At 67.0% G+C, this 11,225-nt stretch carries 9 protein-coding genes and 2 pseudogenes; 6 read left to right on the top strand and 5 right to left on the bottom strand.

Annotated elements, in window-relative coordinates; genetic code table 11:
* Positions 1-88 precede the first annotated feature (88 nt).
* Together PWP93_RS27795 and PWP93_RS27790 are read right to left on the bottom strand one after the other, a co-directional pair.
* On the bottom strand, positions 89-760 hold the full coding sequence (locus tag PWP93_RS27795; RefSeq protein ID WP_421046865.1) for a DUF5074 domain-containing protein: 672 nt from the start codon (positions 758-760) through the stop codon (positions 89-91).
* Between the two features lie 30 nt (positions 761-790).
* Positions 791-2,011 (bottom strand): helix-turn-helix domain-containing protein, encoded by a 1,221-nt coding sequence (locus tag PWP93_RS27790; protein WP_421046864.1) that lies wholly within the window; start codon positions 2,009-2,011, stop codon positions 791-793.
* Between the two features lie 125 nt (positions 2,012-2,136).
* On the opposite strand from PWP93_RS27790, the pseudogene PWP93_RS27785 reads away from it, so the two are divergent.
* Positions 2,137-2,900 (top strand): annotated as a pseudogene (locus PWP93_RS27785) (DUF899 domain-containing protein).
* 16 nt (positions 2,901-2,916) lie between these two features.
* Positions 2,917-3,747: a DUF2182 domain-containing protein gene (locus PWP93_RS27780; RefSeq protein WP_421046863.1), complete on the top strand. Its 831-nt coding sequence runs from the start codon at positions 2,917-2,919 to the stop codon at positions 3,745-3,747.
* 83 nt (positions 3,748-3,830) lie between these two features.
* On the opposite strand, the gene PWP93_RS27775 is transcribed toward PWP93_RS27780, so the two are convergent.
* Positions 3,831-4,085 (bottom strand): hypothetical protein, encoded by a 255-nt coding sequence (locus PWP93_RS27775; RefSeq protein ID WP_421046862.1) that lies wholly within the window; start codon positions 4,083-4,085, stop codon positions 3,831-3,833.
* Between the two features lie 147 nt (positions 4,086-4,232).
* Positions 4,233-4,457 (bottom strand): hypothetical protein, encoded by a 225-nt coding sequence (locus PWP93_RS27770; protein WP_421046861.1) that lies wholly within the window; start codon positions 4,455-4,457, stop codon positions 4,233-4,235.
* Positions 4,458-4,756: 299 nt separating this feature from the next.
* Here PWP93_RS27770 and PWP93_RS27765 point away from each other — a divergent pair, with 299 nt between their 5' ends.
* The 4 genes and pseudogenes from PWP93_RS27765 (at position 4,757) to PWP93_RS27750 (ending at position 10,175) form a co-directional block, all read left to right on the top strand.
* A complete protein-coding gene (locus PWP93_RS27765) occupies positions 4,757-5,500 on the top strand; it encodes a YceH family protein (protein WP_421046860.1) in 744 nt (247 codons plus the stop codon).
* An 81-nt stretch (positions 5,501-5,581) separates the two neighbouring features.
* Positions 5,582-6,649 (top strand): annotated as a pseudogene (locus PWP93_RS27760) (dihydroxy-acid dehydratase); the annotation flags it as partial.
* Positions 6,650-6,807: 158 nt separating this feature from the next.
* Complete coding sequence (locus PWP93_RS27755; protein WP_421027292.1) at positions 6,808-8,319, top strand: CoA-acylating methylmalonate-semialdehyde dehydrogenase; 1,512 nt, start codon at positions 6,808-6,810, stop codon at positions 8,317-8,319.
* Positions 8,320-8,504: 185 nt separating this feature from the next.
* Complete coding sequence (locus PWP93_RS27750) at positions 8,505-10,175, top strand: tetratricopeptide repeat protein (RefSeq protein ID WP_421046859.1); 1,671 nt, start codon at positions 8,505-8,507, stop codon at positions 10,173-10,175.
* Here the strand turns inward: PWP93_RS27750 and PWP93_RS27745 are convergent.
* Positions 10,129-11,070: a helix-turn-helix domain-containing protein gene (locus tag PWP93_RS27745; RefSeq protein ID WP_421046858.1), complete on the bottom strand. Its 942-nt coding sequence runs from the start codon at positions 11,068-11,070 to the stop codon at positions 10,129-10,131. The genes PWP93_RS27750 and PWP93_RS27745 overlap by 47 nt on opposite strands.
* Positions 11,071-11,225 lie beyond the last annotated feature (155 nt).

Genomic DNA, 11,225 nt, shown 5'->3' with positions numbered 1-11,225 from the left:
CGAAGCGGAAATGAACGCAATTCGCGCGGCCAGCCGGACACTCGGCTCGCCGAATCTCGCGGGCCATAGCCGCCGATGGAAGCGCCGCTCAGCCGGCCGCTTCATCGTCCCCCTGATGGGCTGCAACGCGCCCGGGCCGGCGCACCGCGCGGATTTTGCCGCTGTTGCCGCCGCCACAGAAGAACTGCTCGCCGCCGTCCGACTCCAGCCCGGAAACGCCTACCCCCGGCGGCATGTCGAGCCGCTCGAGCACCTTGCCCGTGTTCGGGTCGATGTGCCGCAGTTCGCTCTCTTCGCCCTCCCAGGTGGCATGCCAGAGTTCGCCGTCCACCCAGGTCACGCCGGTGACGAAGCGGTTCGCTTCGATCGTCCGCAGGATCTCGCCGGTTTGCGGGTCGATCTGGTGGATCTTGCGCTCGCGGTATTCGCCCACCCAGAGCGTGCCGTCGGCCCATGCGAGCCCCGAATCGCCGCCCTTGCCCGGCGCGGGCAATGTCGCGAGCACGCGACCCGTCTGCGGATCGATCTTCTGGATCCGCGCCTCGGCGATCTGATACAGATGCTGGCCGTCGAAGGCCGTGCCCGCGTGCGCAGCCACGTCGAGCGAGCGCAGCGTCTCGCCGCTGTGCGGATCGAGCGCCGTGATGCGTTCGCCCGAGGCAAACCAGACCTGCTTGCCGTCGTAGGTGAGTCCATGCACATTGTCGACGCCAGCAAAAGGGCCGTACTCGCGAATGATGGTGGCATTGGCGTGCTTCATCGTTTTCTCCTGTTCGTTCACGCCTTCATCCTAATCGCCGGGCAGCGGCGCGGGGAGTAACAAGCTGGTCGCGAATCCGGGCGCGGGCGGCACGGTCCAGCGGCGCGCGCGCCCCTGGCCGAACGCCTGCACCTTGCGCCCCGCCGCCAGCGCGTCGAGCGCGCGCTGCACGGTGCGCTGACTCGCGCCCAGCGCGAGCGCGAGCGCCGAGCTCGACCACGACTCGCCGTCCGCGAGCAAGGCCAGCACCGCCGCGTGCTGCTCCTCGACGGGCCGCGCCAGCACGACCACCTCGCGCGCATGCTGGGGCGCGAGCGCGAAACCCTGCTGGGTGGCGTCGATGCCGGCCACGCCTTTGAGCAAGCCGCGCAGCCGCCCGATCTCGACGCGCAGACGCGCACGGTGCGTTTCGTCGGCGTGCTTCATGCGAAAAGCACGCGCGATGAGCGCGTCGCGCGGCACGTCGCCGGGCCACGCTTCGGCCAGCGCGCGGGCCAGCACGAACAGCACGGGCCGCCGCGCGAGCGGCACCAGCGCCGTGCCCTGACGCACGACGTAACGGCACGCGTCGACCACCAGCGCCCGCGACGCCAGCAACGCTTCGACTTCTTCGAGCAGCAGCGCACGCGCCTCGCCGTGCGTAACGAGACGCGCGGCGGGCGCTTCGAGCAGTTGCGCCGCGTTCTCGACCTCGGCGAGCAGCGGCGCGATGCGCGCAAGACGCGCTGCCTGCGCGGCGTCGGCCAACGCCTTGCGCGCCGCCTGGGTCTGGATGCGCCGCATCGCGATGCCTGCCGCAATCAGCGCGTGCGCCGCGCGCAACGCGGGCGGCCAGGGCGCGGGATCGATTTCAGCGAGCAGCCCCTGTGCGTCGTCGAGCCGGCCGATCAGCAGCAGCCGGCGAATCTCCAGATAACGCGCATGGGCGGCGTTCAGGCGGTCGCCGTGCGCTTCGAGCGTGCGGCGCGCCGCATCGAGCGTGGCCACGGGCCAGCCGAGATCGCGCGAAGCCAGCGCGATTTCCGCTTGCGCGACGACGCAGCGCGCGCGAGCCACGGCCTCCCTCGCGCCGAACGCGCGCGCCGCGCGGCGCAGCAGCGCTTTCGCACGCTCCAGATCGCCGAGCTGCGCCATGGCGATGCCGCGCAGCGCAAGCGCGGGCGGGTCGTCGCGCAACGCGACGCGATTCAGCGCGCCGAGCGGGTCACCAGCGGCGAGCGCGTGCGCCGCCGCCGTGATCAGCGAGTCCATGCTCATCGGAATCCCGACACACTTGTCACTCCCTCCCGTACCAAGGCCGGACCTAATCTACCACGGCATTCAGGCGGCTTTGACGCACGGGGACGCACACCAGCAGACCCACACAGGAGGCAACCATGGCAACGCACACGACTGGAACACGCGAGCAATGGCTCGCGGCAAGGCTCGAACTGCTCACAGCCGAAAAGGAACTCACCCGGCGCAGCGATGCGCTCGCGCAGCAACGCCGGGCGCTGCCATGGGTGCGCGTGGACAAGACCTATACGTTCGAGACCGAACAAGGCCAGGCCACGCTGCCCGACCTCTTCGCAGGACGCGCGCAACTGCTCGTCTATCACTTCATGTTCGGCCCCGACTACGCGGCGGGCTGCCCGTCATGCTCGGCGCTCGCCGATGGCTTCGCCGGCAGCGTCACCCATCTCGCGAATCACGACGTGACGCTGATGGCGGTCTCGCGCGCGCCGCTCGCGAAGCTGCTGGCCTACCGGCAGCGCATGGGGTGGACGTTCGCGTGGGCGTCGTCGCGCGGCAACGATTTCAACTTCGACTTCAACGTCTCGTTCACGGCCGAGCAGCAGCGCGAAGGCAGTGTCAAATACAACTACGTGCGCGGCAGCCACGCGATGGACATGGAGCCGCCGCCCGCGCCGGTCGCGCAATTCGCGGCGAGCTGCGGCACCGACGCCGCCACCTATGCGCGCGACCGCCCCGGCATGAGCGCATTCGTGCTGGATGACGGCGTGGTCTACCACACGTATTCAACCTACGCGCGCGGCCTCGACGGCTTGTGGAGCATGTACCAGTGGCTCGACCGCGCGCCGCCGGACGCAACGAAGCGGGCATCTGGTGGAAGCGGCACGACGAGTACGCCCGCCTCTGAAACCCCGGAGTTGGCCATGAGCATCGTCGACATGACGCGCATGCCCGGCATGTCCCGGCGCACCGCGTCGAACGGCATCCTGATCGGCGCGGCGGCGCTGCTGTTCGCGGCGAGCGCGGCCGCAACGGTGCGGCGCTACGCCTACATGGCGGCGATGAGCGGCACGCCGATGGCGGGCCGCTGGATGCTTTCGGCGATCTGGACGCCGATGTGCGGGCAAACGTGGTGGCAGGCCGCCGCCTCGTTTGCCTCCATGTGGGCAGTGATGATGCCCGCGATGATGTTGCCCGTGCTCGTGCCGATGGTGCTGCGCGAGCGCGGAACGTGGAGCCGCCTGCCTCCCACTCAATCCGGATTGCTAACGATATTGATCGGCGCGGGCTACTTCATGTTCTGGATGCTGGCCGGCTGCGCGGTATTTCCGCTGGGCAGCGCAATGGCAACCGGCGCGATACGCGTGCCCGCGCTCGCTCGCGCTGCGCCGGCCAGTGCGGGCGCGCTCCTCGTGCTCCCCAGCCTGCTTCAGTTCACGTCATGGAAAGCGCAGCAGCTTGCCTGCTGCCGCACAATGCGCCGATGCGTCGATGCGCCGATGCGATCGTACGCGCCCGCCAGCGCGAGTGCGGCATTGCGCCATGGACTGCGCCTCGGCGTGCAGTGCGGCCTCTGCTGCGGCAACTGGATGGCGGTGCTGCTCGTGGTGGGCGTAATGGATCCGCGCGCGATGGCAGCGATCACGGCGGTCATCGCCGCCGAGCGCATCGCGCCGTGTCACGTGCAGGTGGCGCGCATCATCGGAGTGGCCGGCGTTATTGCCGGGCTGGCGACTATGGCGCAGGGCCTGTGATTCCGCGACGACCGGCACACCCGAGACATACCTCTGAAAACCCGGCACAAGAAAGCTGCAGCCCGCGCTACCGCGTTACCGTGTTATTGCGCCCAGCCGGTAACACCGTGGGACTGTGCTCGCGCCGCAGCCGCGTGACCGCCGCCGCCATGCGGCAGTCCCGCAAAACGCCGCTCGCCCACGGCGGCACCCCACGCAACCACCCAGCGCGTCGCCATGATGCGCTCTTGACTGGCATCGGCATCGATCTGGATCAGACGCTTCATCGCCAGGCTCAGGCGATGCATGGCGTAACGCTTGCGCCGCGTCTCGGTCTCAGTCTCGGGGTACGTGATCATCGTCAGACCTTTTCTGGTTGCGTGACTTGCAAGACAGAAGGCCGAGTAGACCAGAAAGTTTGTTCAGCAGGGGCCGAATTTCAGCGTGGCCGCTGCATCGGTAAGTGGCAGGCAGGGCGCAGCACTTCGCAGGTCCGCACCCCTTTTTTAAGGAGCGAGAACCGCGAGCGAGCCCTCGCGAAGATCGCCAAGGGCGCGATCGCCATCGCGCCAGGCTTCGGTTTCGTGCATGAACGTGGTCTCGCTGTATGCGATGACCTTGAAACCGCTGCCACCGGCCCTCGGAATGGTGATGCCCCAGTGCCAGCCGCCTTCCTGTTCGAAGACGTGCAGCTTTGGGGATGAGTTCAGTGTTGGCGTTTCGGACGTCATGGTGGCACGCCCTCCTTTCGGGAACTTTCCACGTTGTGAGCGGATTGGATCAGTGTAGGCATCATTTTGCTGCGCTGCAATAAGGATTGTTACGGACTGTTTGCGCCGCTGCATGCTTGTTGATCTGAATATTGGGACTTCGAGAAAACCATCGACACATCACGTTGCAAAATGAAATAAGAATTACAGCGTTTGCAACGCCAAACCTTGGATCCGGGCGCGCCTTGCGGCGATACGCAAGCGCGAGCCGAGCAGGTATGATCGAATCCCGTTAAAAAACTCCCTGCCGGACCGCGCTTATGAACACTCCTGCCGATGCTTCGTCGCCGCGCACGCTGCGTGCGCTCACGCCGCTTGAAGCGCGCATCGTCGGCGTGCTGATCGAGAAGCAGCACACCGTGCCGGACACCTACCCGCTCTCGCTGAACGCGCTCACCTCGGGCTGCAACCAGAAGACCGCGCGCACGCCGGTCATGAACGCGAGCGAGGCCGAGGTGCTGAGCGCCATCGAAGACCTCAAGCTGCTCAGTCTCGTGTTCGAAGGCAGCAGCAGCCGCGTGCCGCGTTTCGAGCACAACCTGAACCGCGTGCTCGGCGTGCCGGCGCAGGCCGTTGCGCTGCTCGCGGTGCTCATGCTGCGCGGCGCGCAAACCGCCGCCGAACTGCGCCTGAATTCCGCGCGCCTCCATGGTTTCGCCGATGTGTCGTCGGTCGAGGCGTTTCTGAGCGAACTGGCCGAACGCGAGCCGCCGCTGGTGGTGAAGCTGCCGCGCGCGCCGGGCGAGCGCGAAAGCCGCTGGATGCATCTGCTGTGCGGCGACGTGAACGTGAGCACTTACTCGCCGGCCAGCGCGCAAGCCGGCGAGCGCGCGATGGGCGGCGCGATGGGCAGCGAGACAGGCGGCGTATCGCTCGACGAATACGAAGCGCTCAAGGCCGAGCAGCAGCGCCTCGCCGACGAGATCGCGGACCTGCGGATGCTGGTCGAGCGCATGGCTGGGGAGCTGGGCGTCTCGATAGAAAAGCGCCTGGGCGAGGAGTGAGCACGCCGCGCCGCGTTTCCCATATACGGGAATGCCGGACCCAATATTGACGCGCGATAGCGCTGTTTCTATGATCGTCCCAACGCGGCGATTCCCGCCGTCGACGCGCGCCGCCAGGTGCTCGCGCAACTCGCGGGCCGGCGCATTGTGGAGATGGTGCGCGAAGACCTCACGATGTCGAAGATCCTCACGCGCGAGGCGTTCGAAAACGCCATCCGCGCCAACGCGGCGATTGGCGGCTCGACTAACGCGGTCGTCCATCTGATCGCGCTGGCGCGGCGCATTGGCGTGCCGCTCTCGCTCGACGACTGGGAGCTAGGCTCGGACGTGCCCTGCACCGTGAATCTCCAGCCCTCGGGCCAGCACCTGATGGAAGATTTTTACTACGCGGGCGGCCTGCCCGCGGTGCTGCGGCAACTGGGCGAGCACGGCCTGCTCCATCGCCAGGCGCTCACGGTCAACGGCAAAACAATCTGGCAAAACGTCGAGGACGCGCCGAACTACAACCACGAGGTCATCACACCGCTCGACCAGCCGTTCAAGCCGAAGGCGGGCATCGCGGTGCTGCGCGGCAACCTCGCGCCCAATGGCGCCGTCATCAAGCCCTCGGCGGCGACGCCCGAACTGCTCTGTCATCGCGGGCGCGCGGTGGTGTTCGAGAACGTGGAGGAGTTGCACGAGAAGATCGACGACGAATCGCTCGATATCGACGAACACTGCGTCATGGTTCTCAAGGGCGCGGGGCCGAAGGGCTACCCCGGGTTCGCCGAGGTCGGCAACATGCCGCTGCCGAAAAAAGTGCTGCAAAAAGGCATCACCGACATGGTGCGCATCTCGGACGGCCGCATGAGCGGCACCGCGTATGGCGCGGTGGTGCTGCACGTGTCGCCCGAAGCGGCGGCGGGCGGCCCGCTCGCGCTGGTGCGCATGGGCGACATGATCGAGCTCGACGTTGCGGCGCGCCGCCTGCATCTCGACGTATCCGACGAAGAACTCGCGCGCCGCCGGGCCGAATGGAAAGCGCCGCCGCTGCCCGAGCGCGGCTACTACCGGCTCTATGTCGAGCACGTGCTGCAGGCCGACCAGGGCGCGGATCTCGACTTCCTCGTGGGCGCGAGCGGCGCGGACGTGCCGCGCGATTCGCACTGAAAGCGCTCGACTGGGCACGCTTCCTTCAGCGTGGGTTCCCTGAACAGACCCCGGTGATTGTTCACCGATAAAAACAATCAATTCAGCGCGCGCGCCTTTGCAGCGCGCCGGCGCCTCCGTACACTGGCCTGCATCAACCCACTTCGCGAGGAGACGATATGCAGGCCTACACGGATAGCGCGGACGTAGTCCACTTCATTGGCGGCAAGAGCGAGCGCGGCACGGGCGAGCGCAGCCAGCCGGTGTTCAACCCTGCCACGGGCGCAGTGGCGCGCCGGCTGGTGCTGGGCGAAGCGGCCGACGTCGACGCCGCCGTGGCCAGCGCGAAAGCCGCGTTCCCGGCCTGGCGCGACACGCCGCCGATTCGCCGCGCACGCGTCATGCTGCGCTTTCTCGAGCTGATGAACCGCCACAAGGACGACCTCGCGGCCATCATCACCGCCGAGCACGGCAAGGTGTTCGCCGACGCGCAGGGCGAAGTCACGCGCGGCATCGAAATCATCGAATTCGCCTGCGGCATTCCGCAACTGCTCAAGGGCGACTACACCGAGCAGGTTTCCACCGGCATGGACAACTGGACCGTGCGCCAGCCGCTGGGCGTGGTAGCCGGCATCACGCCGTTCAACTTTCCGTGCATGGTGCCGTGCTGGATGTTCCCGGTCGCGCTGGCGGCGGGCTGCACGTTCGTGCTCAAGCCGAGCGAGCGCGATCCTTCGGCGTCGCTGCTGATGGCGCGGCTCCTGAAGGAAGCGGGCCTGCCCGACGGCGTGTTCAACGTCGTGCAGGGCGACAAGGTCGCGGTCGACGCGCTGCTCGCGCATCGCGACGTGAAGGCCGTGAGCTTCGTCGGCTCCACGCCGATCGCGAACTACATCTACGAGACCGGTGCGAAGCACGGCAAGCGCGTGCAGGCGCTCGGCGGCGCGAAGAACCATATGGTCGTGATGCCCGACGCCGACATCGACCAGACCGTGGACGCGCTGATCGGCGCGGGCTACGGCTCGGCGGGCGAACGCTGCATGGCGATCTCCGTTGCGGTGCTGGTGGGCGAAGTGGCCGACAAGATCGTGCCGCGCCTTGCCGAGCGCGCGAAGAACCTCGTCATCAAGAACGGCATGGAAGCCGATGCCGAAATGGGCCCGATCGTCACGCGCCAGGCGCTGGAGCGCATCGAAGGCTGCATCGCGAACGGCGTGGAAGAAGGTGCGACGCTCGTGGTGGACGGTCGTGGCCACAAGGTGCCGGGCCATGAGAACGGCTTCTTCACCGGCGGCACGCTGTTCGACCACGTCACGCCCGAAATGCGCATCTACAAGGAAGAAATTTTCGGACCGGTGCTGGCCTGCGTGCGTGTGAAGGACTTCGCCGAAGCCGTGCAGCTGATCAACGATCACGAGTTCGGCAACGGCGTGGCCTGCTTCACGCGCGACGGCAACGTGGCGCGCGAGTTCGGCCGCCAGATCGAAGTGGGCATGGTGGGCATCAACGTGCCGATTCCGGTGCCGATGGCATGGCATGGCTTCGGCGGCTGGAAGCGCAGCCTGTTCGGCGACATGCATGCTTACGGCGAAGAAGGCGTGCGCTTCTACACGAAGCAGAAGTCGATCATGCAGCGCTGGCCGGAAAGCACCGAAAAGGGCGCGGAGTTCACGATGCCCGTGGCGAAGTAATTCGCATATCGAAGTAATTGCGAAGTCAACGTGCTGCGCCGCTGCTCCGGTGAAACGGGCAGCGGCGCAGCCGTGCATCGCGAATGCGAAATGCACGGGGAGAGCGGTTTTTAGGAATTATCCCGTTCAAGGTCCGAAAAAAGCGTAGGAGGATAAGCGATCTCCGGACAGACGTAGGTGAAAGCATGTCGAATGCCGAATCCTGGCCGACATCTCAGTCGCTTTATTCATCGGGCCATTACGACGAGGCGTTGGCTCGCCTCGATCAACTGCTTCAGAACTCGCCCTCGCACCAGCCGGCCATCGAGCTTGCCGCGCTGTGCCTCCACGAATGCCAGCATGCGCACCGTCGTCCGGTCGATCGACTGGAGGCGCTCAACAATCTCGGCTGCTGGTTTTATGGCCGCAGGCAATGGCCGCAAGCGCAGCACGCCTTCGAACTCGCGCTGTCGAGCCATCCGGACTGGCCGTCGGCGCTGAATCATCTCGGCCTCGCATTGCGCGCACAACAGCGCGAGCCGGAAGCCGAGGCCGCTTTTCGGCGTGCACTGGCCGTCGCGCCGGACTACGCCTCGGCCCGAATCAACCTCGCGGTGCTGCTGTGGCACACACAGCGCTTTGCCGATGCCGAAGCCGAATATCGCCAGATTCTCCGCGTTCAGCCCGACCACCCGCTCGCACAGAACAATCTCGGCCTGCTCCTGCTCGATCTCGGCAGGCCAAAGGACGCGGAAGCCGCGTTCCGGCACGCGCTCGCCATCGACGCGAGCGCGCCGGAAATGCACAACAACCTCGGCAATGCGCTGAATCGGCAAGGGCGCGGGCACGAGGCCATTGCGGCCTATCGTCAGGCGCTCGCGCTGCGGCCCGATTACTCGACGGCGCGCGGGAACCTCGCCATGCTGCTGCTCGGGCTCGGCGCCTTCGAGGAAGGCTGGCGCCTCTACGAATCGCGCAACGACGAATCCGCAGGCGCGGCAAACGGGACGCTGCCGCCCGTGCCCTACCCGAAATGGCGCGGCGAGCCGCTGCGGGCCAAGTCGCTGCTGGTCTGGCCGGAACAGGGTTACGGCGACCTGCTGCAATTCTGCCGCTATCTGACCTTGCTGAAGTCGCGCGGCGTCGCGCACCTCGGCCTCGCCTGCCCGCCCGCGCTCACGCGGCTGTTCGCAAGCCTGGAAGGCGTGGACGCGATCTATCCGCTCGACGGCAAAACCACGATTCCGGGCCACGATTACTGGTGCCTGATGCTCAGCCTGCCGATGCATTGTGGCACGACCATGGAAACGATCCCGGCACGCACGCCCTACCTGCACGCATCCGCCGACCTGACGCGCGCGTGGCGCGCACGCTTGCCCGCGCACGGGTTCAAGGTCGGTCTCGTGTGGTCGGGCGACCCGCGCACTCACGATCGCGGCTCGAATGCAATCGACAAGCGCCGCTCCGTGCCAGCGCAGGCGTTCCTGCCCTTGCTCGAGCTCGCGGGTGCCACCGACGTGACATTCGTGAGCCTGCAAAAAGGGGCCGACTCGCAGTCCCAAATCGAAGACTTGCCGCGGCCCCTGCGCCCCTTCGACCCGATGCACGAAGTGCGCGACTTCGCCGACACGGCAGCCATCGTCGAATGCCTCGACCTGGTCATCAGCGTGGACACCTCGGTCGCGCACCTCGCCGGCGCGCTGGACAAGCCCGTGTGGATACTCTCGCGCCACGACGGCTGCTGGCGCTGGCTGCGCGACCGGGACGATTCGCCGTGGTATCCGTGCGCGCGCCTGTTTCGTCAGACCGAGCCCGGCAACTGGGCCGGTGTCATCGACTGCGTGGGTCGAGCGCTCGTGGATCTGCGCAAACCGTAAGCTGGATCACCGTGACGCTCATGACCTCGCTCGCGGCCTCGCGCATGAGTTCACGCGGGGTCACGCCGAGCACGCGGTTCATCCAGTGCGCGAGGTGGCTCTGATGCGCGAACCCCACTTCCAGCGCCGCCTGGGTCGCATTGAGGCCGCCCTTCAGCAGCAGCGCCCGCGCGCGCTCCACCCGGCGCCGCACCACGTATTGATGCACCGGCATGCCCAGCGTCCCGCGAAACAGCACCTTGAAATGGGGCACGCTCAGATCGACGAGGGCGGCCAACTCAGCGAGCGTGAGACGCGCATCGAGATGGCTCTCGATGTAATCGGTCACGCGCGCGGCGAGACGCGGCGACAGCGCGGCGCGGCGCGCCTGAAGCGGCTCGGCGGCGTCGAGCAGACGCACCGCGAGCGCCGTGCCGATGCTCTCCGCGTAGAGCGGGTCCGAGGCCTCGCCCGCATCGAGCTCGGCGCGCAGCGCCCATGCGAGATGCTGCACGCGCGCGTCGCGCAGTTGCAGGCGCGGTGCAATGGTGGCGGTGTCGGGCTTGCGCACAAGCTGCTCGGCAATCGTGCGCACAAAGGCGTCTTCCAGGCGAATGCTCAGCACGGTGCAATCGGCGTCGTCGACCCATACGCCGTCGAGCCCTGCGGGAATGACATCGGCATCGCCTTGCGCCTGCATGCGCGCGAGACGCCGGCCATCGCAGACGCAATTGGTGCGCACCGGCGCGCCGAAATGCACGCCGACACGGTGATACGCCGTGCCCGCAATACGATGGCGGCCCGCCGAAATCGCCAGCATTTGCGCGCCAAAGCCACGCCAGCCCAATACGTTGCTGCTTTTCAGTACAACCCGGCCGGCGGCCGGCGCCATCGCGTCTTCCAGCACTGCATTCATGGCCTATCCCTTGGCGCGCTATCAGAGCGGCCAGTCTAGTACGGGGCAGGCTGCACGTCTCGAATCCATCATCTAGTTTTGCTCGCCGCGATCCTTCCCTGCGCGTTTCGCTGCCCCGGCCCATTTACGATCATGACGACCACATTCACGAGGAG

Origin of the sequence: Paraburkholderia sp. A1RI-2L, from assembly GCF_048957375.1 — a bacterium.
In the GTDB taxonomy this organism is placed as follows: domain Bacteria; phylum Pseudomonadota; class Gammaproteobacteria; order Burkholderiales; family Burkholderiaceae; genus Paraburkholderia.
This window is presented reverse-complemented; position numbering and strand designations above follow the sequence as displayed.

What these genes read in the sequence shown, in the direction of transcription:
- PWP93_RS27790 (WP_421046864.1), bottom strand. Translation starts at nt 2,011, where the DNA reads ATGGACTCGCTGATCACGGCGGCGGCGCACGCGCTCGCCGCTGGTGAC.
- PWP93_RS27795 (WP_421046865.1), bottom strand. Translation starts at nt 760, where the DNA reads ATGAAGCACGCCAATGCCACCATCATTCGCGAGTACGGCCCTTTTGCT.
- PWP93_RS27745 (WP_421046858.1), bottom strand. Translation starts at nt 11,070, where the DNA reads ATGAATGCAGTGCTGGAAGACGCGATGGCGCCGGCCGCCGGCCGGGTT.
- PWP93_RS27775 (WP_421046862.1), bottom strand. Translation starts at nt 4,085, where the DNA reads ATGATCACGTACCCCGAGACTGAGACCGAGACGCGGCGCAAGCGTTAC.
- PWP93_RS27750 (WP_421046859.1), top strand. Translation starts at nt 8,505, where the DNA reads ATGTCGAATGCCGAATCCTGGCCGACATCTCAGTCGCTTTATTCATCG.
- PWP93_RS27770 (WP_421046861.1), bottom strand. Translation starts at nt 4,457, where the DNA reads ATGACGTCCGAAACGCCAACACTGAACTCATCCCCAAAGCTGCACGTC.
- PWP93_RS27780 (WP_421046863.1), top strand. Translation starts at nt 2,917, where the DNA reads ATGAGCATCGTCGACATGACGCGCATGCCCGGCATGTCCCGGCGCACC.
- PWP93_RS27765 (WP_421046860.1), top strand. Translation starts at nt 4,757, where the DNA reads ATGAACACTCCTGCCGATGCTTCGTCGCCGCGCACGCTGCGTGCGCTC.
- PWP93_RS27755 (WP_421027292.1), top strand. Translation starts at nt 6,808, where the DNA reads ATGCAGGCCTACACGGATAGCGCGGACGTAGTCCACTTCATTGGCGGC.